General features: G+C 70.7%; 25 protein-coding genes and 1 pseudogene. 12 read left to right on the top strand and 14 right to left on the bottom strand.

Annotation, left to right across the window (positions count from 1 at the left end):
* Position 1 precedes the first annotated feature (1 nt).
* The 6 genes from LAJ50_RS18300 (at position 2) to LAJ50_RS18325 (ending at position 6,466) form a co-directional block, all read left to right on the top strand.
* Positions 2–271 (top strand): hypothetical protein, encoded by a 270-nt coding sequence (locus tag LAJ50_RS18300; protein ID WP_138654966.1) that lies wholly within the window; start codon positions 2–4, stop codon positions 269–271.
* Positions 268–543, top strand: a complete 276-nt coding sequence (locus tag LAJ50_RS18305) for a hypothetical protein (protein ID WP_138654968.1) — start codon at positions 268–270, stop codon at positions 541–543. Before LAJ50_RS18300 ends, LAJ50_RS18305 begins: the two co-directional genes overlap by 4 nt.
* Positions 540–2,105, top strand: coding sequence for a PepSY-associated TM helix domain-containing protein (locus LAJ50_RS18310; RefSeq protein ID WP_138654970.1), 1,566 nt, complete (start codon positions 540–542; stop codon positions 2,103–2,105). The genes LAJ50_RS18305 and LAJ50_RS18310 overlap by 4 nt, the downstream gene beginning before the upstream one ends.
* Before the next feature lie 74 nt (positions 2,106–2,179).
* On the top strand, positions 2,180–3,169 hold the full coding sequence (locus LAJ50_RS18315) for a YihY/virulence factor BrkB family protein (protein ID WP_138654972.1): 990 nt from the start codon (positions 2,180–2,182) through the stop codon (positions 3,167–3,169).
* Between the two features lie 305 nt (positions 3,170–3,474).
* Positions 3,475–5,205: a DNA primase gene (dnaG, locus tag LAJ50_RS18320; protein WP_138654974.1), complete on the top strand. Its 1,731-nt coding sequence runs from the start codon at positions 3,475–3,477 to the stop codon at positions 5,203–5,205.
* 268 nt (positions 5,206–5,473) lie between these two features.
* Positions 5,474–6,466, top strand: coding sequence for a bile acid:sodium symporter family protein (locus tag LAJ50_RS18325; protein WP_171044674.1), 993 nt, complete (start codon positions 5,474–5,476; stop codon positions 6,464–6,466).
* A gap of 40 nt (positions 6,467–6,506) precedes the next feature.
* On the opposite strand, the gene LAJ50_RS18330 is transcribed toward LAJ50_RS18325, so the two are convergent.
* The 5 genes from LAJ50_RS18330 to LAJ50_RS18350 all read right to left on the bottom strand — a co-directional run bounded on the left by LAJ50_RS18330 (position 6,507) and on the right by LAJ50_RS18350 (position 11,057).
* Positions 6,507–7,556: a LacI family DNA-binding transcriptional regulator gene (locus LAJ50_RS18330; protein ID WP_138654977.1), complete on the bottom strand. Its 1,050-nt coding sequence runs from the start codon at positions 7,554–7,556 to the stop codon at positions 6,507–6,509.
* A 94-nt stretch (positions 7,557–7,650) separates the two neighbouring features.
* Positions 7,651–8,577 carry a heme o synthase gene (gene cyoE / locus LAJ50_RS18335; protein WP_130552364.1) on the bottom strand — a complete coding sequence of 309 codons (927 nt, stop codon included), beginning with the start codon at positions 8,575–8,577 and terminating at the stop codon, positions 7,651–7,653.
* Entirely contained in the window at positions 8,574–9,734 is a 1,161-nt protein-coding gene (locus LAJ50_RS18340; protein ID WP_138654978.1) for a COX15/CtaA family protein, read from the bottom strand. Before LAJ50_RS18340 ends, cyoE begins: the two co-directional genes overlap by 4 nt.
* A 16-nt stretch (positions 9,735–9,750) precedes the next feature.
* Entirely contained in the window at positions 9,751–10,320 is a 570-nt protein-coding gene (locus LAJ50_RS18345) for a hypothetical protein (protein WP_138654980.1), read from the bottom strand.
* The gene (locus tag LAJ50_RS18350) at positions 10,317–11,057 is read right to left on the bottom strand and encodes an SURF1 family protein (protein WP_224096381.1); all 741 of its coding nucleotides are present in this window, start codon (positions 11,055–11,057) and stop codon (positions 10,317–10,319) included. The genes LAJ50_RS18345 and LAJ50_RS18350 overlap by 4 nt, the downstream gene beginning before the upstream one ends.
* A gap of 63 nt (positions 11,058–11,120) precedes the next feature.
* Between LAJ50_RS18350 and LAJ50_RS18355 the strand changes: the two genes are divergently transcribed.
* Complete coding sequence (locus LAJ50_RS18355; RefSeq protein ID WP_130552367.1) at positions 11,121–11,339, top strand: twin transmembrane helix small protein; 219 nt, start codon at positions 11,121–11,123, stop codon at positions 11,337–11,339.
* Positions 11,340–11,438: 99 nt separating this feature from the next.
* On the opposite strand, the gene LAJ50_RS18360 is transcribed toward LAJ50_RS18355, so the two are convergent.
* Genes LAJ50_RS18360 through LAJ50_RS18385 form a run of 6 tightly spaced genes read right to left on the bottom strand, consistent with a single transcriptional unit; the run spans position 11,439 to position 16,209 of the window.
* A complete protein-coding gene (locus LAJ50_RS18360; RefSeq protein ID WP_130552368.1) occupies positions 11,439–12,317 on the bottom strand; it encodes a cytochrome c oxidase subunit 3 in 879 nt (292 codons plus the stop codon).
* A gap of 28 nt (positions 12,318–12,345) precedes the next feature.
* Positions 12,346–12,948, bottom strand: a complete 603-nt coding sequence (locus tag LAJ50_RS18365; protein ID WP_130552369.1) for a cytochrome c oxidase assembly protein — start codon at positions 12,946–12,948, stop codon at positions 12,346–12,348.
* On the bottom strand, positions 12,945–13,088 hold the full coding sequence (locus LAJ50_RS18370; RefSeq protein ID WP_165424177.1) for a hypothetical protein: 144 nt from the start codon (positions 13,086–13,088) through the stop codon (positions 12,945–12,947). The genes LAJ50_RS18365 and LAJ50_RS18370 overlap by 4 nt, the downstream gene beginning before the upstream one ends.
* Positions 13,088–14,701, bottom strand: coding sequence for a cytochrome c oxidase subunit I (ctaD, locus tag LAJ50_RS18375; RefSeq protein WP_130552370.1), 1,614 nt, complete (start codon positions 14,699–14,701; stop codon positions 13,088–13,090). Before ctaD ends, LAJ50_RS18370 begins: the two co-directional genes overlap by 1 nt.
* 40 nt (positions 14,702–14,741) lie before the next feature.
* On the bottom strand, positions 14,742–15,710 hold the full coding sequence (gene coxB / locus LAJ50_RS18380; RefSeq protein WP_224096382.1) for a cytochrome c oxidase subunit II: 969 nt from the start codon (positions 15,708–15,710) through the stop codon (positions 14,742–14,744).
* A gap of 28 nt (positions 15,711–15,738) precedes the next feature.
* Positions 15,739–16,209, bottom strand: coding sequence for a DUF2244 domain-containing protein (locus tag LAJ50_RS18385; RefSeq protein WP_130552372.1), 471 nt, complete (start codon positions 16,207–16,209; stop codon positions 15,739–15,741).
* Positions 16,210–16,550: 341 nt separating this feature from the next.
* Between LAJ50_RS18385 and LAJ50_RS18390 the strand changes: the two genes are divergently transcribed.
* Complete coding sequence (locus tag LAJ50_RS18390) at positions 16,551–17,717, top strand: GGDEF domain-containing protein (protein WP_138655384.1); 1,167 nt, start codon at positions 16,551–16,553, stop codon at positions 17,715–17,717.
* An 85-nt stretch (positions 17,718–17,802) separates the two neighbouring features.
* Here the strand turns inward: LAJ50_RS18390 and LAJ50_RS18395 are convergent, their stop codons facing one another.
* Positions 17,803–19,155, bottom strand: a complete 1,353-nt coding sequence (locus tag LAJ50_RS18395; protein ID WP_165424186.1) for an outer membrane protein transport protein — start codon at positions 19,153–19,155, stop codon at positions 17,803–17,805.
* Positions 19,156–19,382: 227 nt separating this feature from the next.
* Here LAJ50_RS18395 and LAJ50_RS18400 point away from each other — a divergent pair, with 227 nt between their 5' ends.
* From LAJ50_RS18400 to LAJ50_RS18410, 3 genes are all read left to right on the top strand, one after another.
* A complete protein-coding gene (locus LAJ50_RS18400; RefSeq protein WP_130552375.1) occupies positions 19,383–20,075 on the top strand; it encodes a rhomboid family intramembrane serine protease in 693 nt (230 codons plus the stop codon).
* 64 nt (positions 20,076–20,139) lie between these two features.
* Positions 20,140–20,463, top strand: a complete 324-nt coding sequence (locus LAJ50_RS18405; RefSeq protein WP_130552376.1) for a DUF1820 family protein — start codon at positions 20,140–20,142, stop codon at positions 20,461–20,463.
* Between the two features lie 5 nt (positions 20,464–20,468).
* Positions 20,469–21,458, top strand: a complete 990-nt coding sequence (locus LAJ50_RS18410; RefSeq protein WP_138655386.1) for a D-2-hydroxyacid dehydrogenase family protein — start codon at positions 20,469–20,471, stop codon at positions 21,456–21,458.
* An 87-nt stretch (positions 21,459–21,545) separates the two neighbouring features.
* On the opposite strand, the pseudogene LAJ50_RS18415 reads toward LAJ50_RS18410, so the two are convergent.
* Together LAJ50_RS18415 and LAJ50_RS18420 are read right to left on the bottom strand one after the other, a co-directional pair.
* Positions 21,546–22,913: pseudogene (locus tag LAJ50_RS18415) on the bottom strand (S41 family peptidase); the annotation flags it as partial.
* A gap of 342 nt (positions 22,914–23,255) precedes the next feature.
* Complete coding sequence (locus LAJ50_RS18420) at positions 23,256–24,530, bottom strand: peptidoglycan DD-metalloendopeptidase family protein (RefSeq protein WP_255613097.1); 1,275 nt, start codon at positions 24,528–24,530, stop codon at positions 23,256–23,258.
* Between the two features lie 178 nt (positions 24,531–24,708).
* Here LAJ50_RS18420 and LAJ50_RS18425 point away from each other — a divergent pair, with 178 nt between their 5' ends.
* Positions 24,709–25,389: a hypothetical protein gene (locus tag LAJ50_RS18425; RefSeq protein ID WP_075077230.1), complete on the top strand. Its 681-nt coding sequence runs from the start codon at positions 24,709–24,711 to the stop codon at positions 25,387–25,389.
* Positions 25,390–25,555: the final 166 nt, after the last annotated feature.

Here is a 25,555-nt window from a genome sequence, read left to right on the forward strand (position 1 = left end):
GATGACGGCGCTGTACCTGCTGGGCGGCCTGCTGGCCGCGCTGGCGTTCTACCTGGCCTGCGCGCACCAGCGCCTGCGGCCGTCGCTGCGCGCGCATGCGCGCGGCCTGCGCGTGGCCGGCTGGCTGCTGTGCGCGGCCTGTCTGGGGCTGGCCATCGCGGTGCTGGGCACCTGGGCCGGGACGTTCGCGGCATTGAGCACCGTGATGCTGGGCCTGGTCGCGCTGCCCTACATGGATGCCTGGCGCCAGGCGCGCAAGGTGGCGCCATGACCGGCAAGTGGCTGGCGGCGATCCTGCTGGGCCTGCCGCTGTCCACCGGCGTGGTCGGGCTGGCGGCACTGCTGTGGCCGGGCCGGCTGGAGGTGCACACGCTGCCGCTGCTGCTGCTCTCCTTCCCGGTGTGGATCGGGGTGATGTCGGCGGCCTTCGCCTGCCGCAGCGGCGCGCGCGCGTGGCTGTGGCTGGGCGGAGCCACGGTGCTGGCCTATGCCGCGCTGTACGCGGCCAAGGCGCTGGGCTGGGCCGCGGAGCTGCCGGCATGAAGGCCGCGACCCTGCGCAGCTTCCTGTCGCTGCACACCTGGGCCGGGCTGCTGGCCGGGATGGCGCTGTTCATCGCCTTCTATGCCGGCGCCTTCAGCATCTTCACCCACGACCTCAGCGACTGGGCCCCACGCCCGGCCGCGGCCGATGCCGCGGGCGCGGACCCGGCGCAGACGCTGGCCCGCGCCCAGGCCCTGGTGGACGCCGTGCAGCGCCAGCATCCGGCCGCGCGCGACGCGATGTTCCTGGTGCTGGCCGGCGACCATGGCCCGGTGCCGCGCGTGTTCCATCAGCCGCCCGGCGGGCGCGAGACCTTCCAGTACCGGCTCGACGAACACGGCGCGGTGCGGCAGTTGCCGCAGCGCGTGGGCTTCGTCGATTTCCTCTACGACCTGCACTTCACCGCCGGGCTGCCGCGCACCTTCGGCACCTATCTGTTCGGCGTGGTGTGCGTGCTGTACGGGCTGGCGCTGGTGTCCGGCGTGGTGGCCTATGCGCCGGTGCTGCTGAAGGACCTGTTCGCGCTGCGCGTGGGCAGCAACCTCAAGCGCCTGTGGCAGGACGCGCACAACGTGATCGGCATGCTCTCGCTGCCGTTCCACGTGATCTTCGCCTGGTCGGGCGCGGTGCTGACGCTGGGCCTGGTGCTGCTGGCGCCGTTCCAGTACCTGGTGTTCGGCGGCAAGCTGATGCAGGTGCTCGCGTCGGACTTCGAGGTCGTCCCGCACGTCGCGCCGGCCAAGGTCGCCGCGCCGACGCTGCCGGTGGCCGAGCTGATCCGCCGCGCGCAGCTGGCGCTGCCGGGCATGGAGGTGGAATCCATCGCCTACCACGATGCCGGCGATGCCAACGCCCAGATCGAGCTGTACGGCGAGATCGACCAGCGCCATCTCAACACGCTGGCGGTGGTCGCGCTCAACGGCGCCAGCGGCCAGGTGCTGCGGGTGGTCGACCCGCGCGGGATGTCGCCGGGCACCGCGATGCTGCGCGGGCTGCAGGCGCTGCATTTCGGCAGCTACGGCCACAACGCGGTGCACTGGCTGTACTTCGTGCTGGGCCTGGGTGGGGCGTTCCTGTTCTACAGCGGCAACCTGCTGTGGATCGAGGCGCGGCGCAAGCGGCGCACGCCGCAGCAGCCGGCGCGCACGCAGGTGATGGCGCGGCTGACGCTCGGCGTCTGCCTGGGCTGCGTGGGCGGGGTCTCGGCGCTGTTCATCGCCGGTGCCCTGCTGCCCGAGGCGCAGGCGAAGTTCGCCTACTACGCGGTGTTCTTCGCGCTGCTGCTGTGGGCGCTGCTGCGTGCGCCGGCCAGGGCCGGTGCGGAGCTGCTGTTCGCCTGCGCGGCGCTGACCGCGCTGGTGCCGGTGGCCGGGTGGATCGGCACCGGCGAGCATCTGTTCGCGGCGCTGTGGCACGGGCACTGGACGCGCTTCGGCGTGGGCGCGATCGCGCTGCTGCTGGCGGTGGCGTACTGGCGCATGGGCGTGGCCGCGCGCCGTCGCGCCCTTGCCGGCGAGGCCAACAGCGTGTGGTCGGCCCAGGCGCCCGCCGGCGCGGGTTGATCCCTTCGATCACCGGCTGGTGACACCCCTGCGGGGCATGCTGATCGGCAACCGTCGCAACGCCGATCCATGCCATGCATCTGCCCTCGTCCGACAAACTGAGCCGTCGCCTGCAGAAGCTGCAGGACAGTTTTCCGGTGGCGCTGGCCAAGCGCTTCGCCGAGAGCGACCTGATGACCCAGGCCGCGGCCCTGACCTTCTACGCGCTGCTGTCGCTGGCGCCGCTGCTGGTGCTGCTGCTGTGGATCGTGGCCTCGCTCTACCCGCCGGCGCAAGACGAACTGCTGCGCCAGATCGCGGGGCTGGCCGGGCCACAGGCCGGCGCCGTGGCGCGCACCGTGCTGACCAACGCCAAGGCCCAGCCCAGCGTGGGATCGCTGGCCGGGCTGTGGAGCACGCTGCTGCTGTTCGTCGGCGCCACGGCGGTATTCGCGCGCCTGCAGGCCGCGTTGAACCTGATCTTCTACACCGATCGCACCGAGCTGACCGGAGGGGTGTGGGATTTCCTGAAGAAGCGCGTGTTCTCCTTCGGCGTGGTGCTGGGGCTGGGCTTCCTGCTGATCGTCTCGATGATGGCCGCCACCGCGCTGCAGGTGGTGCTGGCCAGCGTGCCCTCACTGCTGCCGGTGCTGGGCAATGCGCTGACCTTCGTGCTGTACGCGGCGGCGTTCGGCTTCCTCTACCACTACCTGCCCGACCGGCCGGTCGAATGGCGCCAGGCGCTGCTGGGCGGGGTGATCACCGCCGGGCTGTTCATCGCCGGGCGCTACGGCATCGGCCTGTACCTGGCGAGCACCGACCCCGGCAGCGCCTACGGGACGATGGGCGCGATGGTGATCATGCTGGTGTGGCTGTACTACGCCACGGTGGTGTTCTTCATCGGGGCGCTGCTGACCGCGGTGATCGACGAGCGGATGGATGCCCGTGCCGCGCACCGCGCGGCCGAGCGCGAGGCGGTCTTGCGCCAGAGTCCCACCGAGCGCCCGGCGGCGGTCGATCCGGACGCCCAGGCACTGCCGGCGCAGGAGCTGCCGTCGCATCGGGACTGCGCGCCGCGGGCGTAAGGGTTGCGTTGGAAGGGGTCGGAGCGCTGGCTCCTCGGCTGCCGAGGGTGATGGCGTCGCCTGCCCGCCTGCTCTGGGCCGATGGGCATTGGACGGGACGCTGAGACGGGCTGGTTTGCCGCGAAGAGCACCCGCCCCTCCCCCTCAGCCGCCAGCTCGCGACTTCGAGCTCCCCCTCGCCTGCGGCCGGAAGGGAGGGCGCCCAACGCGGGCTGGCGCGCAGGGAGAGGGACACGCACGGCCGGAGCGCGAGGAAGGGCCGGAGGCGGCTCGGCTTGACGGGCGTGGCATCCTAGTCGTCTGCCATGGCCCGTATCCCCGACGCCTTCATCGACGACCTGCTCGCCCGGACGGACATCGTCGAGGTGATCGGCACGCGCGTGCCGCTCAAGCGCCAGGGCAAGGAATACGCGGCGCGCTGCCCGTTCCACGACGAGCGCTCGGCCAGCTTCACCGTCTCGCCGGTCAAGCAGTTCTATCACTGCTTCGGCTGCGGCGCGCACGGCACGGCGATCAGCTTCCTGATGAACTACGACCGCCTCGAGTTCCTCGACGCGGTCGACGAACTGGCCAAGCGCGCCGGCATGGAGGTCCCGCGCGAGACCGCCCAGCGCAACCAGAGCGACGACAGCCGCGAGCTGTACACGATGCTGGAGGCCAGCGCGCGCTTCTTCCAGCGGCAGCTGGAGGCCAGCGACAAGGCCCGGGCGTACCTGGACGGACGCGGCGTGGACGCGGCCACGCGCGCGGCGTTCGGCATCGGCTATGCGCCCGATGGCTATTCGGCGCTGAAGGACGCGCTGGGCACCGACGCGCGCCGGATGCAGCTGCTCGAGCGCGGCGGCATGTTCTCCAAGAACGACCGCGGCCACGTCTACGACAAGTTCCGCGACCGCGTGATGTTTCCCATCGCCGACCGGCGCGGGCGCACCATCGCCTTCGGCGGGCGCGTGCTGGACAAGGACGACGGCCCCAAGTACCTCAACAGCCCCGAGACCGCGCTGTTCCACAAGGGCCGCGAGCTGTACGGCCTGTGGCAGGTGCGCCAGGCCAACCAGAAGATCGAGAAGCTGGTGGTGGTGGAGGGCTACATGGACGTGGTCAGCCTGTTCCAGTTCGGCGTGAAGTACGCGGTGGCCACGCTGGGCACGGCGACCACGCCGGACCATGCCGAGCTGCTGTTCCGCAACGCGGCCGACGTGTACTTCTGCTTCGACGGCGACGCGGCCGGGCAGCGCGCCGGCTGGCGCGCGCTGGAGTCGGTGCTGCCGCGGATGAAGGACGGGCGGCAGGCGTTCTTCCTGTTCCTGCCCGACGGTGAGGACCCGGACACCATCGTGCGCAAGGAGGGCGCCGAGGGCTTCGCCGCGCGCCTGGCCCAGGCCACGCCGCTGTCGGAATTCTTCTTCGACGAGCTCTCGCGCGAGATCAACCTGGGCACGCTGGACGGCAAGGCGCGCCTGGCCGAACGCGCCAAGCCGCTGCTGGCGCAGATCCCCGACGGCGCCTTCGGCGACCTGATGCGCGCGCAGCTGGCGCGGATCACCGGCGTGGGCGCCAACCCGCCGCCGGCCCCGCCCGCCGCGCGGCCGGTCGCGCGCCGCGCCGCGCCGGGCCCGCAGCAGCGGCCCAGCCTGGTGCGCAGCGCGATCCTGCTGCTGCTGCACGCGCCGTCGCTGGCGCTGGAAGTGCCGATGCCCTACACCTTCGCCGGCCTGCGTTTGCCCGGCATCGCGCTGCTGACCGAGCTGCTGGACATCATCCAGGCGCGCCCGGAGATCACCCCCGGCGCACTGCTGGAGCACTTCGCCGAACGCGAGGAACTGCCCGCGCTGCAGAAGCTGATGATGCAGGCGCTGCCCGGCGAGGAAACCACCTGGCGCCAGGAGCTGCACGATGCGGTGGTGCAGCTGGAGAAGCAGACCCTGCAGCAGCGCCTGGACGAACTGCTGGCCAAGCAGCGCGCGCAGGGCCTGGACGACACCGACAAGTACGAACTGCGCGAACTGCTCAAGGCGCGCGCGTCGGGGCATTGAGCGCTGCGGGTTCCCCGTCGTCGCCCCCACAGAGGCGGGAGCCCGGGGTCTTTGATTGGTTCGCGCGGAAGGCGCTGGATTCCCGCTTTCGCGGGAATGACGGGACTTGGTGTGAGAGCCGCCATGGCGGCGAGGGGCTTTCCCGGTAGAGCCACATTGCCGCCATGGCGGCTCCCACATAAACCCCATCCCATTCCGGAAGGCGCGCGCGGGTCTCACCGACAGCGCCGGTAGAATCGACGTCCCCACCGCTCCACTGCCCCTGCTCGTGAACCTGCTCAAGCGTCTGCGCATCGACAATTTCACGCTCTGCCTGCTGGGCACGGTCCTGCTGGCCTCGCTGCTGCCGGTGCGAGGCACCGCGGCGGCGTGGATGGACGACATCACCGATGTGGCCATCGCCGCGCTGTTCTTCCTGCACGGTGCGCGCCTGTCGCGCGAGGCCATCGTCGCCGGCATGACCCACTGGCGACTGCATCTGACCATCCTGGCCTGCACCTTCGTGCTGTTTCCGTTGCTGGGCCTGCTGGTGCATCCGCTGGCCGCGCACCTGCTGACGCCGGGGCTGGCGCTGGGCCTGCTGTTCCTGTGCGCGCTGCCGTCCACGGTGCAGTCCTCGATCGCCTTCACCTCGATGGCCGGCGGCAACGTACCGGCCGCGGTGTGCGCGGCATCGGCCTCCAGCCTGCTGGGCGTGTTCCTGACGCCGGCGATCATGACCCTGCTCGCCGGCACCCAGGGGCAGATGGCCGATCCGCTGCAGGCCATGTTCAAGATCCTGCTGCAGCTGCTGGTGCCGTTCGTGGCCGGCCACCTGCTGCGCCCGCTGGTCGGCGGCTGGGTCGAGCGTCGGCGCGCGGTGCTCAAGTACACCGACCAGGGCACGATCCTGCTGGTGGTCTACACCGCCTTCAGCGCGGCGGTGGTCGAAGGCCTGTGGCACGACACGCCGCTGCTGGCGCTGCTGGGCGTGGTCGGCTTCGCCGCGGCGCTGCTGGGCGTGGCCATGGGGCTGATAACGCTGCTGGCGCGGCGGCTGGGCTTCAGCCGCAGCGACGAGATCGCCATCGTGTTCTGCGGTTCGAAGAAGAGCCTGGCCACCGGCGTGCCGATGGCCAAGGTGATGTTCGCCGGCGGCGCGCTGGGCGCGATCGTGCTGCCGGTGATGATCTACCACCAGGTGCAGCTGATCACCTGCGCGGTCGTGGCCCAGCGCTATGCGCGCGGCAAGGCGCGCACCGACGCGCCGATCGCCGACTGAGCCGGCGCGTTGGCGTTTTGCCGGCTCCTGGCCCCTGCTCCTACGCGAACAGCTCGAACTGGCTCAGATTCTCGGGCGTGATCAGGCGGAAGCGCGTGCGCTGCTCCGGCGCGCGCTCGAGTTCCTCGTTGGCGTGCAGCAGGTGCTGCAGGCCTGCGAGGATCTGCCCTTCCGGATCCTGGTCGATCACCGCGGCCAGGTCGCCGGCGCGCAGCAGTTCGGCGTGTTCGCGCGTGGCCTCATGGCCGATCCAGACCGGCGCCACCGCCAGCGGATGGCGACGCAGCGCGCGGCGGATGCCGCCCGAGCACGCGCCGGTGCTGTAGATCGCCACGATGTCGTGGCGATGGCGCAGGGTGTCGTGCAGCAGGGCGTGGGCGCGTTCGTTGTCGTCGGCCACTTCCACCGGCGGCAGCGGGTCCAGGTGCGGGAACTGTTCGGCCAGGATCTGGGTGAAGCCTTCCACCCGATCCAGCTGCGAGCGGAAATCCAGCGAGGCCACCGGCATCCAGACCTTGCCCGCCTGGCGGGTGAAGCGCCCGGCCAGATAGCCCGCGGTGCGCCCGGCCAGCACGTTGTCGATGCCCACGTAGGCCAGGCGCTGGATGCCCGACACGTCCGAGGTCATGGTCACCACCGGCGTGCCGGCGGCGTTGACCGCGCGCAGGGCCTGGGCGATGCGCGCGTTGTCGCGCGCCACGATCAGCAGGCCGTGGCGCGGGTACGGGGGATTTTCCAGGAACTCGGCCAGGCGCTCGTCGTCGCGCTCGCCCCAGGCGCTGCGATGCACGGTCACGCGCGGGCCGATCAGGCTGGCGTAGCGGTCCAGCGCGTTGTTGAAGCGCTGGAACAGCGCGATCTCGCTGTGCACCAGCACCACGTCGAAATGCAGCACGCCGTGGCGCACGTCCGGCAGCAGGCGGTTGGTGCCCAGGCGCTTGGCCGCCTCGACCACCTTGCGGCGCAGCGCGTCGGACACGCTGCCGCGCTCGTTTAGCACGCGGTCGACGGTGCTGGGGCTGACGCCCGCCTCGATGGCGATCTCGGTGAAGCGGGGACTGCGCTTGGTGCGGCGGCGCTCGGCACTCATGGATTCAGGCGATCACTCGAAGGAACGTGGCGGCGGCCGAACGGCGCCGCCCGCGCGACCATCCTCCCGCGCGCATGGCGCCGGCGCAACGGGCTCACAGGCTGCGCCCGGCGATGCCCGGCAGCAGCGGCGCCAGCCAGTGGTCCGCCAGCAGGAAGGCGAACAGCACCATCAGGTACACGATCGAATAGCGGAAGGTGCGCATGGCGAAGAACTCGTCCGGCGGGTCCAGCAGCTTCCATGCGTACCACAGGAAGCCCGCGCCCAGCACCAGCGCGCCGCCCAGGTAGAACAGCCCGCTGAGCCCGAACAGCACCGGCAGCAGCGTGGCCTCCACCAGCAGCACGGTGTAGAACAGGATCTGCCAGCGCGTGTAGACCACGCCGTGGGTGACCGGCAGCATCGGGATCAGCGCCTTGGCGTAGTCCTCGCGGCGGAAGATCGCCAGCGCCCAGAAATGCGGCGGCGTCCAGACGAAGATGATCAGCACCAGCAGCAGGCTGTGGCCCCAGTCCCACGGGCCCTCCATGCCGGTGACCGCGGCCCAGCCCAGCATCGGCGGCGTGGCCCCGGCCAGCCCGCCGATGACGATGTTCTGCGGCGTGGCCCGCTTGAGGTAGACGGTGTAGATCACCGCATAGCCGATCAGCGAGAAGAAGGTCAGCACCGCGGTGATCACGTTGACCCACAGCACCAGGATGGCCATCGAGATCACGGTCAGCACCAGCGCGAACACCAGCACCTGCCACGGCTGCACCTTGCCCACCACCAGCGGGCGCCAGGAGGTGCGGGCCATCTGCGCGTCGATGCGCGCATCGAGCAGCTGGTTGATCGCCGCCGCCGCCGAAGCCGCGATCCAGATGCCGAGGAAGCCCAGCAGCCCGTGCCGCACCTGGGTGACGCTGGGCAGGCCGGGGATCGCCAGGATCATGCCAACGAAGGCGGTGAACACGATCAGGGCCACCACCCGCGGCTTGGTCAGGTCCCAGTAGTCCTTGACCGTGGCGCGCGCGGCGCTCATTCCGGCGTCCTCAGTCGCGCCAGCAGCGAGACCATCACGAACAGCAGCACCACCGCGCCGGCGTTGTGCAGCACGGCCACGCCCAGCGGCACGGCCAGCTTGACGTTGAGGATGCCCAGGGTCACCTGGGCCAGCAGCGCGACCAGCAGGCCCGCGCCCCAGCCGCGCATGCCCGGCTGGCGCCACAGCCGCAGCGCGCAGAACGCCAGCCAGCAGGCCAGGACGATGGCCATCAGCCGGTGCGCCATCTGGATGGCGATGCGTGAGGCGCCGTCGAGCACGCCGCCTTCGTAGTCCACGCCGATGCCGCGCCACAGGGTGAACCCCTCGCGGAAGTCGTGCGGCGGCCACCACTGGCCCACGCACTGCGGGAAGTTGGCCATGCGCCAGCTGCCGCCGCCGCAGGCCAGCGCCGCGTAGTTGGCGCTGACCCAGCCGCCCAGCGCGATCTGCGCCACCAGCAGCGCCAGTCCCACGCCCAGCACGCGCTTGAGCGCGCGCGCGTCGACCAGGGTGATCGGCAGCTGGGTCGCCCGCCACGCCATCCATACCAGCAGGGCGAAGGTCGCCAGCCCGCCCAGCAGGTGGCCCATCACCACGATCGGCTTGAGCAGCCAGGTCACCGTCCACATGCCCAGCAGGGCCTGGAAGATGATCATCGCCAGGGTCAGCATGGCCACGCGCGCGAGGTCGCTGTTCGACCAGCGCCAGGCCGCGACCAGCAGGATGCCCTCGCCGATCAGGGCCAGCGCGCTGGCCGCCACGTGCTGGCCCTTCATGTACAGCGGGATGGCCAGCGCCACCAGCGCCGCGGCCACGATGACCTGGACGACGCCCAGCCGGCGTCGGCGCGCGGCCATCAGCGCCAGGGCGAAGATCTCGATGCTGAGCATGCCGGCCAGGAAGCGGTGCACCTGCTCGCGCCAGGCCTTGTGGGTCTCCAGCGGACGGATCTTCAGCTGCGCGTGGTCGATGATCTCCGAGGGCGCCTGCGGCCAGGCCGCGCGACCGTAGCAGGTCGGCCAGTCCGGGCAGCTCAGGCCGGCGTCGGACAGGCGCACAAAGCCGCCGAAGACGATCGTGCTGGCGGTCATGAACGCCGCCAGCCAGGCGATGCGGTGGAAGTGCCGGAACGGCAGGCGTGGGAAGGCAGGCATTACGGTGGGGTTCGCTCTAAAGGAGTTTCAGCAGCTTGGCGACGTCGCTGCGCAGGTCGGCCGGGTCGAAGCCCGGGGCGAAGCGCTGGATCACGAAGCCGTTGGGGTCGATCACGTACACCGGCACGCCCGCGCGGTCGTCCACGCCGGGCAGCGCCGCGCGCAGGGGCGTGTCGGCGGCCAGCACGCGCAGCGAGGCCGGGCGCGCCGCGCCGGCCGGCGGCGGGCCGATCCACAGGATGTGGACCTGGTCGGCGTTGTGGCCGAACAGCTGCCAGACCGTGTCCAGCTGGTGCGACAGGGCCACGCAGTCGGCCACGCAGTCGGCCGGCGGCGCCAGCACGATGCGCCAGGTGCGCTGCGGCTGGCGCCAGGTGTAGGTGCCACCCCCGGCCAGCGCCGGCTGCAGCGCGCGCACGTCCACGGCCGGCTGCAGCAGCTGGCCGTGGTTCTTCAGCCCGGCCGGCTGCCAGCCGGCGAAGCGCAGCACGCCGGCCGCGCCCACGCTGCCGAAGAACAGCACGAACAGGCCAAGCAGGATCCACCGGCCACGGCTTCGGCCAGGAGCGACATCGGAAGGGGTCATGCCCCCATTTTCTCACGGGCAGCGCGCCGGCGCCGCCACGTGAGCACGCCGGCGGTGATCAACACCGCCAGCGCCAGGCCGAACCACTGCACCGCATAGCCCAGATGGCGCTCCGGCGGCAGGGTATTGGGCAGCACGTCGAGGTCGCGCGCGAAGCCGATCGGCAGGGCCGGGTCGAGCTTGAGCACCCGCGGTGCCAGCGCGGGCTGACGCAGCGGCGCGGCCAGCGCGGCCGGGTCCAGCACCACGGCCAGCAGATCGCCGTTGGCCTGCGCCTGCGCGGGCGCGCGCAGCAGCCCGGCCGAGGGCGGGGGCGCCAGCAGGCCGGCGATGCGCCGCGTGTCGGCCAGCGCCGGCACCGGCGGCAGCCGGCGCTGCGCGTCCAGCGGCTGCCAGCCCAGGTCCACCAGCAGCGGCACGCCGCCCGCGTCGGGCACGAACACCCGGTAGGCGCGCACACCGGCCTGGCCTTGGAGGGTCTGGTTGTCCAGCAGCACCGCCGGACCCGGCGCGAAGCGGCCGGTACCGGCCGCCCAGGCGAAATCCTGCGCATGGCCGTGCTGCGCCGCGTCAGCCAGCGGCTGCGGCTGGCGCTCATGCAGCACCTGGGCGACCTGCGCGAGCATCGCGCGTTTCTGCTTGGCACGCCCGAGCTGCCAGGTTCCCAGCCCGCAGAACACCGCGGCCACCAGCAGCGCCAGCGCCCAGCCGGCGGCGGGAGGCAGGCGTCGGCTCACGCCCGTCCGCCCGATGACGACGATAATCGCCGCACGCGGCACGTGGCCGCGCGAGAGATGCGCATGAACGACTCGCTCAAGACCCTGCTGATCGTCGCCTTCCTGATCATGATCGTGTGGAACCTCGGCGCCGGCCTGTACTACCTGCTGATCGACCGGGGCCAGACCAAGCGCACCGTGCGCTCACTGACCTGGCGCATCGGCCTGTCCGTGACCCTGTTCGCGCTGGTGGTGCTGGGCATCTGGGGCGGCTGGATCAAGCCGCATGGCGTCGGTGGCTGAAAGCGAGGAACGAGCGAAGCGGAACGGGGAACGAGTGATCGAGGCCTGCGACGCTTCCACCCTTCATTCGTGCCGCGTTCCTCTCGACGCGTTCCTGCCTCAAAGCACGTAGACGAACAGGAACAGCGCCAGCCACACCACGTCGACGAAATGCCAGTACCACGCGGCCGCCTCGAAGGCGAAGTGGTGGTCCTTGCTGAAATGCCCCTTGAGCACGCGCAGCCACATGATGGCCAACATCAGCGTGCCCAGGAACACGTGCGCACCATGGAAGCCGGTGAGCATGAAGAAGGTCGAGCCGTAGATGCCCGACCCCAGCGTCAGGTTGAGCGCGTGGTAGGCATGGGCGTACTCGGTCACCTGGAAGTACAGGAAGGTGATGCCCAGCAGCACGGTGATGCCCAGCCACAGCAGCACGGTGCCGCGCTGGGCCGCCTTGAGCGCGTGGTGGGCGATGGTCAGGGTCACGCCGGAGGTCAGCAGGATCAGCGTGTTGATCAGCGGCAGGCCCCACGCCGGAATGGTCTGGAAGGTGCCGCCGACCATGGCCGGGCCGTTGGTCGGCCAGCCGGCCGAATAGCCTTCCCACAGCAGCGCGTTGGTCATCACCCCGTCGCCCTGGCCGCCCAGCCACGGCAGGGCGAAGGTGCGGGTGTAGAACAGCGCGCCGAAGAAGGCGGCGAAGAACATCACCTCGGAGAAGATGAACCACACCATCCCCATGCGGAAGGACACGTCGACCTGGCCGTTGTAGCGGCCGCCGACCGATTCGCGGATCACATCGCCGAACCACATGAACAGCGTCGCCGCCAGCAGCACCACGCCGACCAGGAAGGTCCACTTGCCCCAGGCCGCGTCATTGAGCCAGCTGGCCACGCCGATCATCAGCACGAACATCGCGATCGAACCGACAAAGGGCCACTTGCTCTGCGCCGGCACGAAGTAGACATCGGCATCCTGGGAGTGGGTCTGCGCCATCACGCGTTCCTTTGAGGGTCTTGGGCAATCAGGGCGCCGAATGCGCCGTCGGACTCGCCGCCGCGCCCGCCAGGGCCGTGGTCAGCGCATCGTTCTTGAAGAAGGTGTAGGACAGGGTGATCGTGCTGACATCGCTGGGCAGATGCGGGTCGACCATGAAGCGCAGCGGCATGTCGCGGCTCTCCCCGGCCTCCAGCGTCTGCGCGGTGAAGCAGAAGCACTCGGTCTTGACGAAGTACTGCGAGGCCCGCGCCGGCGCCACCGACGGCACCGCGTTGCCCACGATCGAGCGCTTGCCGTCGTTGCGCGCGAAGAACTGCGCCTCGTACAGCTGGCCCGGCACCACCTGCATGCGCTGGACCTCCGGATGGAAGGCCCAGGGCAGCTTCGAATTGACGCCGCCGTCGAACTCCACCGTCACCAGGCGCTTGCTCGCCGGCGCGGCCGCGACCTGCCCGGCCGCGGCCGGGCCCCTGTCCAGGCGGATGCCGAACACCTTCTCGCAGGCCAGCCGGTACAGCGGCACCAGCGAGAAGGTCAGCACGAACACCACCACGGCCACGCCGATCAGCCGCGGCAGGCCGGCGGTGCGCCGATCCGGCGCCGGAGCGGTGGCGTCCTCGGTGCTCACGCGCGCAGCACGCCGGACAGGATGAAGGCGGCATAGATCGCGATCGCGATGCCGCCCACCACCAGCGCGGTGACGCGCGTGGCGCGGCGGCGCCGGGCGGCGTCGGCCATGGGCTGCAGCGGGGCGCGCGGGGTCTCCATCAGTGACCGATGTCCTCGTGCGCCAGATCGCCCGGCTTGATCACCGGCGGCGTGGTGAAGGTATGCGCGGGCGCCGGCGAGGGCACCGTCCATTCCAGGCCCTTGGCGGTCTCCCAGGCGCGCGCGTCGGCCGGCGCGCCCTTCTTCAGCGACCAGCCCAGGATGGCGGCCATCATGAAGGGCGTGAGGAACATGCCGAACGCGCCGATCGAACTGACGAAGTTCCAGTCGGCGAAGACCACGTTGTAGTCGGGGATGCGGCGCGGCATGCCGGCCAGGCCCAGGAAGTGCTGCGGGAAGAACAGCACGTTGACGAACACCACCGTCCACCAGAAATGGAACTTGCTCCAGAACTGGCTGTACATGCGCCCGGTCCACTTGGGCCACCAGTAGTAGGTGGCCGCGATGATCGAGAACACCGCGCCGGTCACCAGCACGTAGTGGAAGTGCGCCACCACGAAGTAGGTGTCGTGGTACTGGAAGTCGGCCGGCACGATGGCCAGCATCAGCCCGGAGAAGCCGCCGATGGTGAACAGGATGACGAAGGCCACGGCCCACAGCATCGGCGTCTCGAAGCTCAGCGAGCCCTTCCACATCGTCGAGACCCAGTTGAACACCTTCACCCCGGTGGGGATGGCGATCAGCATGGTGGCGAACATGAAGTAGATCTCGCCGCCCAGCGGCATGCCCACCGCGAACATGTGGTGCGCCCACACGATGAAGCTCAGGAAGGCGATCGAGGCGGTGGCGTAGACCATCGCCTGGTAGCCGAACAGCGGCTTGCGGCTGAAGGTCGGGATGATCTCGCTGGCCACGCCGAAGGCCGGCAGGATCATGATGTAGACCTCGGGGTGGCCGAAGAACCAGAAGATGTGCTGGTACATCACCGGGTCGCCGCCGCCGGCGGCGTTGAAGAAGCTGGTGCCGAAGAAGCGGTCGGTCAGCAGCATGGTCACCGCGCCGGCCAGCACCGGCATCACCGCGATCAGCAGGAAGGCGGTGATCAGCCAGGTCCACACGAAGATCGGCATCTTCAGCAGATCCATGCCCGGCGCGCGCATGTTGAGGATGGTGGCGATGATGTTGATCGCGCCCATGATCGAGCTGATGCCGGCCACGTGGATGGCGAACACGCTGAAGGCCACGTTGGCGCCGCCCTGCAGCGACAGCGGCGGATACAGCGTCCAGCCGCCGGCCGGGGCGCCGCCCGGCAGGAAGAGGGTCATCAGCAGCAGGGTGAAGGCCACCGGCAGCAGCCAGAACGACCAGTTGTTCATGCGCGGCAGCGCCATGTCCGGCGCGCCGATCTGCAGCGGGATCATCCAGTTGCCCAGGCCGACGAAGGCCGGCATGACGCCGCCGAAGATCATCACCAGCGCGTGCACGGTGGTCATCTGGTTGAAGAACTCGGGCTTGACGAACTGCAGGCCCGGCTCCATCAGCTCGGCGCGGATCACCACGCTCATCGCCGCGCCGATGATGAACATCACGAAGGAGAACAGCAGGTACAGCGTGCCGATGTCCTTGTGGTTGGTGGAGAAGAACCAGCGCTCGACGAACCCCTGGCGATGGCCGTGGTGATCGTCGTGGTGCTCTGCGGCGGCGTGGGCCATGGGCGTGTTCCTCGAAAGCAGCGGGTGTCGCGAGAAGAGATCAGGCCTGCGCGGGCGCGGGCGCTGCTTCGGTGGCGGCGGGCGCGGCGGCGGCGCTGGCGCCGCTGCCGGCCGGCGCGGCCTGCTCCGGCGTCACGTCGGGCGCCGGCGAGCCTTCGGCCGGGGCCGGCGGCACCGGGGCGGCCGGCTTGCGTGCGGCCAGCCACTTCTGGAAGTCGGCCTTGGACACGGCCTGGACCACGATCGGCATGAAGCCGTGGTCCTTGCCGCACAGCTCGGCGCACTGGCCGCGGTAGGTACCGGGCACCTCGATGTTGGTCCAGGCCTCGTTGATCAGGCCGGGGATGGCGTCCTGCTTCCAGCCCAGCGCCGGCACCCACCAGGAGTGGATGACGTCGTCGGCGGTGATGACGAAGCGGATCTTGGTATCCACCGGCAGCACCAGCGGGTGGTCCACTTCCAGCAGGTAGTGCGGGTTGCTGGCGGCGTCGGGCACCTTGCCGGACTGGCGCATCTGGTCGGAGTCGCGCGCCAGGCGGCTGGTGAACTCGACGCCCTGGCCCAGGTACTCGTACTTCCACATCCACTGGTAGCCGGTGACCTTGACGGTCATCTCCGAATCGCGCGTGTCGTACATCGCGATCAGCTTGGCGGTGGCCGGCCAGGCCATGGCGATCAGGATGATCACCGGCACGATGGTCCAGATCAGCTCGGCGGTGGTGTTGTGGCTGAACTGCGCGGCGACCGCGCCCTTGGACTTGCGGAACTTGAACATCGCATAGCCCATCGCGCCGAACACGATGATGCCGATCGCCACGCAGACCCACAGCGCCACCATGTGCGCCTCGTAGGCCATGCGCGCGGTATGGGTGACGCCCCGGCCCATGTTCAGCTGCCACGGCTTGGGATCGGCGACCTGCGCCAAGGCCAGGCCCGGCAGGCCCGCCAGTGTCGCCAGTGTCGCCAGCAGCGCGACGCGGCTGCCTCCCCTTGTCTTGCCTTGCGTCATTGCCTAGACCCCACCTGAGTGTCATCGGTCACGGCCGCACCGCGGCCGCAAGTGAAACGCGTAACTGCCTTGCCAGTTCCTGCCGCTCGGCCGGGCCGAGCAGCCTTCCCACTTCCACCTGGCGGCCGCTGGAGGACAGCGTGACGCAGGCATCGCCGCCGACGCCCAGCCGCACCCAGTACGGATGCGCCCGGAACGCGGCATCGCGCTGCGCGCGCCGCCGCACCTCCACCAGCTCCGGCGCGATCGCGATGACCTCATCGCGCTCGCCGGCCCGCCACGCCGCCCGCAGCGCCAGCCCGACCAGGCCGCCGTGCAGCACCGCGAACACCGGGGCGAAGGCGTTGCCCGCCAGCCAGCCCAGGATCGCCGCGCCCCACATCAGGCCGGTGCAGGCCACGAACAGCGTCACGAACTGACGCGCATTCAGTGCCCGCGGAGGCCGCAGCGTCAGCCGCGTTCCCCGCCCTTCCGGGCCCTGTGTCGCCACTTCGATCATCGCGCCTGCCGCACCCTTGGCTGCGGAAAACGCCTGAATGGTAGCCCCGCGATCCAGCGCCCGGCAACCGACCGGAAATTGTGCAAACGCACATAAAAGCGTTTCCGGCTCAAGGACTTGCGCGCCCCGGCGGATCCGGCGCCCGGCGCGTGGGGAACGGCTGCGACCATGGTCGTATCCGGCGCCGGACCTGCCGGCCGTGTACAACGGACGACACGCGGCACCGGCGGTCCGCCGGCGGGGGACGCGGCTGGCACGCTTCGTGCAGCGCCGCGAAGGGAATCAATGATGGAGCTACCGGCGCGCGGGGGCGCACCGGGATCGCAAGGGGAGTCGTCACCATGGCCAACGCGGTGTTCTTCAGCCTGCTCAGCGACTGCATGCTGGCGCTGGTGCTGTTCGCGTTGTTCTCCTACGTGGCGCACGTGTCGCGCACGCTGTACGGCATCGCGACCTGGGGCCTGGCGCACCTGGCCTATACCCTGGGCGCGGACAGCATCGATGTCCTGGCCAGCGCGCTCCGCGAGGCGGGCCACCCGGTCGCCGCCCTGCTGGCGGTCAACCTGGGCGCGGTGCTGGCCTGCGCCGGCATGGCGGGGCTGGCGTGGGCGCTGGTGCAGTTTGTCCAGCAGCGCCGCCTGCGTCGCCGGGAGCTGGCATGGATGCCGCTGAGCATGGTGCCGCCGGTGATCGCCTGGCTGGCGGCCGGCACCACCGACGCGCAGGGCATGGCGCTGAGCCTGGTCGAGGTGGTGGCGCTGGCCACGATGATCTGGCAGCTGCGGCGGCTGCGCGCCGCGCCGGACAAGGTGCCCGCCCGCCTGATGATGGTCAGCTGCGCGCTGCTGATCGGCATCTACAGCAGCGGCATGTCGGGCTGGCTGGAAGGCCGGGGCCACTACGACATCGACGACCTGTGGGTCAGCTCCGACCTGGCGCTGTGGTTCATGCTCAACTTCTGCATGCTGATGCTGAGCAGCTTCCACGCCGCCGAGGCGCTTCGCCACGGCGCGCTGGTCGATCCGTTGACCGGCGCGCTCAATCGCCGCGGCCTGAGCCACAGCCTGGAGGAGCGCCGCGCGCCCGGCGGCGGCGCCACGCCCGACAGCCTGTCGGTGCTGGCGCTGGACCTGGACCGCTTCAAGGAGATCAACGACCGCCACGGCCACCGGATCGGCGACCAGGTGCTGCAGGCCTTCTCCGACACGGTGCGCGCCTGCATCCGCCAGCACGACCTGTTCGCGCGCACCGGCGGCGAGGAATTCGTGATCGTCACCACCGGCATGCGCTGCGAGGAGGCGGTGCGCCTGGGCGAACGCATCCGCCAGTCCACCGACGCGCTGCGACTGCCGACGCACGGCGGACTGCGCGTGGGCGTCAGCATCGGCGTGGCCTGCGCGACCCGGCGCATCGCCGTGGTGGACCTGATGGACCTGGCCGACCAGGCCCTGTACGAGGCCAAGCGCGGCGGCCGCAACCGGGTGGTGCATCTGCACGACGCGTCCTAGGCGCCGTGGTCCACCTGGCGGGCGCCGCAAAAAAAAGAACCCCGCGCAAGGCGGGGTTCGCGGACATGCCGGCCTGCGGCGCCGGTCAGAACTTGTAGGTGTACGAACCGGCCAGCACGTCGCCGCCCACGTCGAACGAGCCCACCAGCGTGCTGCCGGTGACCGCGGTCTCGTCGATGGTCGGATCGGAGACGAACAGGTGGGTATAGCCCACGTTCCACTCGCTGCTGGGCGACGGCGTCCAGGTCAGGCCCAGCGACAGCCACTTGCGGGTGTTGTCCGGCACGCGCACGTCGCGGTACCGCGCCTGGGTCGGCGTCTGGTCGTAGGCCAGGCCGCCGCGGAAGGTCAGCGTGTCGCTGTACTTGTAGTCCGCGCCGATCGAGCCGAAGGTGGTATCGCGGTAGTTGAACACCAGCGTGTTGTCGGCCTGGGCCGAGTCGAAGTCGACGGTGATCTTGTCGAACTTGCTCCACGCCGTGCGGCTCACATCGGCCATGACCGTCCAGCGGTCGTTGATGATGTGGGTGAAGCTGGCCGTGGCGCTGGCCGGCATGATGATCTTGGCGCTGCCGCCGGTGTTGACGTACTGGCCCGGCGCGGCCACGCCCAGCACCGCCTTGGCGAACGGCGGCACATCGAAGGTGGCCTTGCCGTTATCGATCTTGTGGTCCACGCGCGAGCGGTAGGTGAAGCCGATGTGAGTGTTCTCATCGACGCTGAACAGGCCGCCCAGGGTGAAGCCGACCTCGGTGCTGTCGCCCTTGACACGGGCGAAGCCGTCCTGGCTGCCGGGCGTGACGCCCGGCACGCGCTGGGCATAGAGCGCAGTGCCGAAGTCGATGGCGTTGGTCAGATCCACGTCCAGGCGCTCGGCGAACACCGAGGCGCCGAAGGACACCCACGGATTGACGTCGTAGGAGAACGCCAGGCCGGCGTCGATGGTCTGCAGCTCGGTCTTAATGCCCTGGTAGCGGCCGACCCAGTCGCGGTCGTATTCGGTCTTGAAGCCGAACGGCACGGTCAGCGAGGCGCCGAAGTGCATGTTGTCGCCGACCGGCATGGCGAAGTACACCGCCGGCAGCGCGGCGATCGTGCCGGCATCGCCGCCGTCGCCGCCGCTCACCGGGGCGCCGGTGCCCGGGCCGGTCGCACCGACGTAGCGGCCGGAGCCCTTGAAGTCGGCGCTGAAGCTGATCGCGCTGGCGCCGATGGACAGCTGGCGACCATCCAGCAGGCGCATGGCGGCAGGATTGTTGGCCACCACGGCGATGTCGCCGGGGGCGCTGGCCGAACCGGCGAACGCGCGGCCCTGGCCCTTGGCGCTGTTTTCCTTCAGCTGGAAGGCGGCGGCGTGGGCGTGGCCACTGGCCAGGGCGCCGGCGACGCCGGCGGCCAGGAGCGAGACTCTGAGCAGATTCGAGGACAGCATGTGCATGGACTCCGGAAGACGAAAAAAGAAACGCCTGCGCCGCGACACGGGCCGGAGGCCGCCTGGCGGCCTCCGACATCCATGCGCCGGAAACTCCCTCCCGACATACGACGCCGTATGCAAGTATATCTCCGCAATCTGACCGGGCCGTCAGGTGGCCGATTAGATTTTAGTCGCGTGCGCGCCGACGATGGCGCCCTGCCTTCCCCGCCTACCGAAGACCCTTCCTGATCGTGTTCGTCGCCACGCCTTCCCGCCGCAAGCCCTCCGTGCGCTGGGCCACGCCCGTGCTGTTCGCCCTGCTGTGGCTGGCCTTCCTGTGGGCCATCACCCGCCCGGTCGGCATGTACCGTGGCCTGCTGCTGCAGTGGGGCGCGCTGACCGGCGGCCTGGACAGCCTGCAGGAATGGCGCACGGGTCTGACCGACGGCTCGCTCCTGCGCCTGTTCACCGCGCTGTTCCTGCACGCGGACTGGGCGCACCTGCTCGGCAACCTGGTGTTCCTGCTGATCTTCGGCCTGCCGGCCGAGCGGGCGATGGGGCCGTGGCGCTTCCTGGCGCTGTTCCTGCTGGGCGGGGCGGTGTCCAACCTGGCGGCGGTGCTGGCCATCGGCGCGCCGGACCGGGTGATCATCGGCGCCAGCGGCGCGGTGTCGGCCGTGATCGGCGCCTATCTGGCGCTGTTTCCCGGCGCCAAGCTGGGCGTGGTGGTGCCGCTGGGCCTGTTCCTGCAGTTCGTGCGCGCCCCGGCCGCCGTGCTGATCGGGGTGTGGGCGGTGCTGCAGGTGGTGTTCGCCTACATCGGCCCGGCGTTCGGCGCGGTGGCGTGGTCGGCGCACGTGGCCGGGTTCCTGTTCGGGATCGTGTTCGCGCTGTTCGTGCGCGCCGCCATCGCCCGGCGCCTGCGCCGGCGCTACGGCTTCTAGGTTGCAAAGCCCGGCCCGCGCCCAGATCTTGCCGCACTCCTTCCGTCGCCTCCCGCACGCCGCAATGTCCAAGCCGCTCTACAAGGTCACCTTCCTCAACCACGGCAAGGTCTACGAACTCTACGCCCGCCGCGTGGCCAGCTCCGACGCACTGTGGGGCTTCACCGAGGTGGGCGAGCTGGTGTTCGACGTGCACGACGGGCTGGTGGTGGACCCGACCGAGGAACGCCTGCGCGAGGAGTTCGGCAACACCCGCGTGCTGCACCTGCCGATGCAGAGCATCGTGCGGGTGGAGGAAGTGGAGAAGAAGGGCGCCAGCGCGATCCGCGACGCGGCCAGCGGCGAGAAGGTTGTGACGCCCTTCCCGCTGCCCGGCAAGCCGCGCTGATCGTGATGCGCGTGCTCATCGCCGACGATTACCAGCGCGCCACCGCGGCGCTGCCGGCGCTGGCCGCGCATGCGCAGGGGTTGGACGTGCAGGTGCTCGGCGCGCTGCCCGAGGCGCTGGAGGCGCGTGCGGCGCTGCTGCAGCCGGCGCAGGCGCTGGTGCTGATCCGCGAACGCACGCGCATCGACACGGCCCTGCTGGCGCGCCTGCCGCAGCTGCGCCTGATCAGCCAGACCGGCAAGGTCGGCGCGCACGTGGACCTCGCCGCATGCACCGCCCACGGCGTGGCGGTGGTCGAAGGGGCCGGCTCGCCGATCGCGCCGGCCGAGCTGACCTGGGCGCTGGTCATGGCCGCGATGCGGCGCCTGCCCGCCTATGGCACGGCGCTGAAGGCCGGCCGCTGGCAGGACACCGGCGATGCGGTGCTCGGCCGCGCGCTGCACGGCCGCACGCTGGGCGTGTGGAGCTACGGCAGGATCGGCCGCCTCGTCGCCGGCTACGGCCGCGCGTTCGGCATGCGGGTGCTGGTGTGGGGCGGCGAGGCCGCGCGCACCGCCGCCCAGGCCGATGGATTCGACGTGGCGGCCTCGGTGGAAGCGCTGTTCGAACACAGCGACGTGCTCAGCCTGCATCGGCGCCTGGCGCCCGCGACGCGCCACCAGGTCGATGCCGCGCTGCTGGCGCGCATGAAGCCCGACGCCCTGCTGGTCAACACCAGCCGCGCCGAGCTGATCGCCCCCGGCGCGCTGCTGGCCGCGCTCGAGGCCGGCCGCCCGGGCATGGCGGCGCTGGATGTGTTCGAGCATGAGCCCGCGGTGCCCGAGCGCGAGCCGCTGCTGACCCATCCGCGCGTGCTGGCGATGCCGCACCTGGGCTACGTCGAACAGGACAGCTACGCGCTGTACCTGGGCACGGCGCTGGACAACGTGCGGGCCTTCGCGGACGGGACACCGCGCAATCTGGTCAATCCCGAAGCGCTGACGCGCAACCGCTGATCCCGGCCCGCCCTGTGGGAGCCGGCATGCCGGCGGTGGGGCCGGACCGGGAAAGCCTCATCGCCGGCATGCCGGCTCCCACCAGGCCTAGGGCGTCGCCGGGACTTCGGCGGGCTTGGCCGGCGTGGGGGCGACAGGCTTGGCAGGCGCAGCGGCGGCCGGCTTGTCGGCGGCTTCCGGCGCCGGCGCCTTCGGTGCGGGCTTGGGCTTGGCGGCGGCGGCCTTGGCGTCGGCCGCCTTCTGCGCGGCCGCGATCGAACCCGGATGCTTCAGTTCGGCCAGCGCCTGATCGATCGGCTTGTCGCCGTTGAGCACATCGCCGGCGGCATAGCCCTCGGCGCCCTCCTGGTCGCCGCGCAGGTGACCGGGCAGCGTGGCCTCGCTGTAGTCGGCCAGCGAAGGCGGGATGTCGCGGTCGGCCGGCTCGTCGGGCTTGAGCACCACGTCGGGCACGATGCCGGTGGCCTGGATCGACTTGCCGCTGGGCGTGTAATAGCGCGCCGTGGTCAGCTTGACCGAATCGCCGTTGTCCAGCGGCAGTACGGTCTGCACCGAGCCCTTGCCGAAGGTGCGGCTGCCGATGATGCGCACGCGGTCGTTGTCGCGCAGCGCGCCGGCCAGCACTTCGGCCGCGCTGGCCGACCCGGCGTCGACCAGCACCACCACCGGCACGCCCTTGAGACGATCGCCCGGGGTGGCGTCGAACTTGGCGTCGCTGATGGCGATGCGGCCGCGCGTGGTGACGATGGTGCCCTTGTCCAGCAGATCGTCGGCCACCTGCACCGCGCTGGTCAGCAGGCCGCCCGGGTTGCTGCGCAGGTCCAGCACCACGCCCTTGAGCGGGCCCTTGGCCTTGAGCCCGTCGACCGCCTTCTGGAAGTCCGCGCCGGTGTCGGCCTGGAAGGCGCTGATGCGGATGTAGCCATAGCCCGGCTCGAGCAGGCGCGAGCGCACGCTGGCCACGCGGATGGTCTCGCGGGTCAGGGTCTTGTCGAACGGCTTGGCGACCTTGTCGCGCACGATGGTCAGGGTGACCTGGGTGCCGACCTTGCCGCGCAGCGGCTCCATCGGATCGTTCAGGCCGCCCAGCGGCTTGCCGTCGATGGCCACGATGATGTCGCCGGACTGCAGCCCGGCGCGCGCGGCCGGGGTGCCGTCGATGGGCGAGATCACCTTGAGCGTGCCGTCGGGCTGGGCCAGCAGTTCCACGCCGACGCCGTCATAGGCACCGTTGGCCTGCTCGTCGAAGTCCTTGGCGTCTTCCTTGTCCAGATAGGCGCTGTGCGGATCCAGGTCCAGCAGCAGGCCGCGGATGGCCGAGTGCATCAGTTTCTCGTCGTCCACCGGTTCGACATAGGCCTGCTTGACCGCGTTGAACACCGAGACGAAGCGCCGGATCTCGTCCAGCGGCACCTCGGAGGTCTTGGCCTCGGTGCCGTCGGGATCGTCGCTGGACGGCACGGCCGGCGCGTCGTCGTCTCCGTCCTGCGCCGGTTTGGCGGGCTTGGACGGCTGTGGCGCAGGCTGCGGGGCGGCCGGCGCGGGTGCGGACTGCGGCGCGTCCTGGGCGGCGGGCGCGGCCTGCTGGGCCAGGGCCGGCGCGATCGCCAGCAGCAGGGACGACAGCAACAGGGACACACGCATGCGGCGACTCCGGGTGGATCGTAGGGATCAGACGCCCGGATTATGCGGGAAGCCGGAGTGAGCGGAGGGCGTGAGGCGTGAGCGAGGGCCGGCGCGCGCAGTGGGCGCGGCTTCGACTCACGCCTCGAGCCTCTTCGCTCGCTCCTCGCCCCCTTACCGCCGCTGCAGCCACGTCCCCGGATCCACCGGCGACCCGCCCTTGCGCAGTTCGAAGTACAGCGCCGGCGTGCCCCAGCCGCCGGAGCTGCCGACCTTGGCGATGGCATCGCCCTTCTTCACCGTGGCGCCGACGTCGCGCAGCAGCGCCTCGTTGTGCGCGTACAGGCTCATGTAGCCGTTGCCGTGATCGATGATCAGGATCAGGCCGTAGCCGGTCATCCACTCGGAGAACACCACCGTGCCATCGGCCACCGCCGAGACGGTCGAACCCACCGGCGCGCCGATCAGCACGCCCTGGCTGGTGCGGCCATCGGGCAGCTGCCCGCCGAAGCGCGCCAGCAGGTTGCCCGAGGTCGGCCAGCCCAGCCCGCCCACCTTCAGCGCCGGCGCGCTGGCCACCACCGGCGGCGGCGGGGCGGCCTTGCGCGGCGGCGGCGGCGCGCGGCCTTCGGCCTTCGCTTCGGCACGGTCCCTGGCCGACTGCTCGCGGGCGGCGGCCTCGCGCGCGGCCTGCTCACGGCGTGCGCGCTCCGCGGCGGCGCGACGTTCGGCCTCGGCCCGCGCGGCGGCCGCGCGCAGGTTGGCCAGCAGGGTCTCCAGGGCCTTGGCGTCGCGCCCGAGCGCCTCGGCGCGGTCGCTGCGGTCCTCGTAACGCTCGTCCAGCTGGGCGACCAGCGCGGCCTGGGTTCCACGGTCGCGCTGCAGCTGCGCCACCTGCACCTGCTGGCGCTTGTGGGCGTCCTGCAGCGCCGCACGACGCGCCTGGATCTCGCGTTCGACGGCCTGCAGTTCCTGCAGCTGGCCGGTGAGCGCGGCGATCTTGCCGGCCACGTCGCCCTGCACGTAGCGGTGGTAGACCAGGGCGCGGTTCGCATCGGCCACGCTGTCCTGCGACAGCAGGACCTTCAGCGGCGCGTTGCTGCCGGCCATGTAGGCCGCGCGCAGCAGCTGTTCCAGTTCGGCGCGCTGGCCGGCCAGGCGCTTCTGCATGCCCGCACGCCTGGTCTGCAGCCCGGCCAGCGCGTCTTCCTCCTTGCGCAGCGCGGCCTGGGTCTGGGTGAGCTGGCGACTGGACTTGCCGACCTGTTCATCGGCCGCGCGCAGCCTGCGCGAGGCCTCGCCGCGCTGGCCCTCCAGGTCACGGCGCTCGGCGGCGATGGACTTGAGCTCCTTGCGGACCTTCTCCAGCTTCTTCTGCGCCTCGTTCTGGCTTTGGGCCCACGCCGGGGCCCAGGCGCCCGTGGCCAGGACCAGCAGCGCCGCCAGCACGATGCCGCGGGCAGGCTTGGAACGAAGCGACTGGGGCACGGATGCATCTTCGGCAACGGATCAGGCCCCGATTGTAGCCAGCCCCGGCGCGGCATCCTGTCCAGGCCCGGCTTGCGTTTAAACCCTGGCGGACCTCGCGGCATCCAAGCCCGTACATCACCCGCACAGGAACCGCACCATGACCGTCTCCTTCTCCCGCCCCGCCCTGACCGCGCTGGGCCTCGCCCTGGCCCTGGCCGCCGGCGGCGCCAGCGCCCAGCAGTCCATCGACAAGGTCCTCGGCAGCATCACCGCGCAGGCCGGCCAGGCCTACGGCGATCTGGAAACGGTCAACGGCAGCATCACCATCGAGGCCGGCGCCACGGTCAAGGAAGCCGGCACCGTCAACGGTTCGATCAAGGTCGACGACAAGGCCGTCACCGGCGACCTGGAGACGGTCAACGGCAGCCTCAAGCTGGGCCGCCAGGTTACCGTCAACGGCAGCCTGGAGACGGTCAACGGCAGCGTCTTCGTCGACCAGGGCGGCAAGATCGCCAAGGGCATCGAGAACGTCAACGGTGCCATCGGCATCGTCGGCACCGAGGTCGGCGGCGGCATTGAGACGGTCAACGGCGATCTCACCGTCGGCGCCGGTTCGCATGTGCGCGGCGGCATCAAGATCGAGCGCAACCAGGGCTGGTCGAGCCGCAAGCAGGAGGGCAACCCGCCGCGCGTGATCATCGGCCCCAATGCCGTGGTCGACGGCGCGCTGGTGTTCGAACGCCCGGTCAAGCTGTACGTGCACAGCAGCGCCAAGATCGGCCCAGTGACCGGCGCCACGCCGATCGCCTACAGCGGCAACACCGCCCCGGCCGAGTAACAAGCGCGCCCTCGTCGTTCCCAACGGCGGGAACCCAGCGCCCAGCTCCTCTCTCGGCGAAAGCGCTGGGTTCCCACCTTCATTCCGACGACCGCGCCATCGCCATTGCCGGCCGACCTCCCGCGCCGCCTGTCCGCATCGACAGGCGAAGCGCGCGGTGGGCCGG

It is taken from the genome of Pseudoxanthomonas sp. X-1 (assembly GCF_020042665.1).
In the GTDB taxonomy this organism is placed as follows: domain Bacteria; phylum Pseudomonadota; class Gammaproteobacteria; order Xanthomonadales; family Xanthomonadaceae; genus Pseudoxanthomonas_A; species Pseudoxanthomonas_A spadix_A.

Coding starts and splice junctions, on each gene's coding strand:
- LAJ50_RS18330 (WP_138654977.1), bottom strand. CDS start 7,556: ATGAGTGCCGAGCGCCGCCGCACCAAGCGCAGTCCCCGCTTCACCGAG.
- LAJ50_RS18395 (WP_165424186.1), bottom strand. CDS start 19,155: ATGCACATGCTGTCCTCGAATCTGCTCAGAGTCTCGCTCCTGGCCGCC.
- LAJ50_RS18425 (WP_075077230.1), top strand. CDS start 24,709: ATGACCGTCTCCTTCTCCCGCCCCGCCCTGACCGCGCTGGGCCTCGCC.
- LAJ50_RS18310 (WP_138654970.1), top strand. CDS start 540: ATGAAGGCCGCGACCCTGCGCAGCTTCCTGTCGCTGCACACCTGGGCC.
- LAJ50_RS18355 (WP_130552367.1), top strand. CDS start 11,121: ATGAACGACTCGCTCAAGACCCTGCTGATCGTCGCCTTCCTGATCATG.
- LAJ50_RS18300 (WP_138654966.1), top strand. CDS start 2: ATGACGGCGCTGTACCTGCTGGGCGGCCTGCTGGCCGCGCTGGCGTTC.
- LAJ50_RS18360 (WP_130552368.1), bottom strand. CDS start 12,317: ATGGCGCAGACCCACTCCCAGGATGCCGATGTCTACTTCGTGCCGGCG.
- LAJ50_RS18345 (WP_138654980.1), bottom strand. CDS start 10,320: ATGACCCCTTCCGATGTCGCTCCTGGCCGAAGCCGTGGCCGGTGGATC.
- cyoE (WP_130552364.1), bottom strand. CDS start 8,577: ATGAGCGCCGCGCGCGCCACGGTCAAGGACTACTGGGACCTGACCAAG.
- LAJ50_RS18405 (WP_130552376.1), top strand. CDS start 20,140: ATGTCCAAGCCGCTCTACAAGGTCACCTTCCTCAACCACGGCAAGGTC.
- LAJ50_RS18340 (WP_138654978.1), bottom strand. CDS start 9,734: ATGCCTGCCTTCCCACGCCTGCCGTTCCGGCACTTCCACCGCATCGCC.
- LAJ50_RS18410 (WP_138655386.1), top strand. CDS start 20,469: ATGCGCGTGCTCATCGCCGACGATTACCAGCGCGCCACCGCGGCGCTG.
- LAJ50_RS18385 (WP_130552372.1), bottom strand. CDS start 16,209: ATGATCGAAGTGGCGACACAGGGCCCGGAAGGGCGGGGAACGCGGCTG.
- LAJ50_RS18305 (WP_138654968.1), top strand. CDS start 268: ATGACCGGCAAGTGGCTGGCGGCGATCCTGCTGGGCCTGCCGCTGTCC.
- LAJ50_RS18370 (WP_165424177.1), bottom strand. CDS start 13,088: ATGGAGACCCCGCGCGCCCCGCTGCAGCCCATGGCCGACGCCGCCCGG.
- dnaG (WP_138654974.1), top strand. CDS start 3,475: ATGGCCCGTATCCCCGACGCCTTCATCGACGACCTGCTCGCCCGGACG.
- ctaD (WP_130552370.1), bottom strand. CDS start 14,701: ATGGCCCACGCCGCCGCAGAGCACCACGACGATCACCACGGCCATCGC.
- LAJ50_RS18390 (WP_138655384.1), top strand. CDS start 16,551: ATGGCCAACGCGGTGTTCTTCAGCCTGCTCAGCGACTGCATGCTGGCG.
- LAJ50_RS18315 (WP_138654972.1), top strand. CDS start 2,180: ATGCATCTGCCCTCGTCCGACAAACTGAGCCGTCGCCTGCAGAAGCTG.
- coxB (WP_224096382.1), bottom strand. CDS start 15,710: ATGACGCAAGGCAAGACAAGGGGAGGCAGCCGCGTCGCGCTGCTGGCG.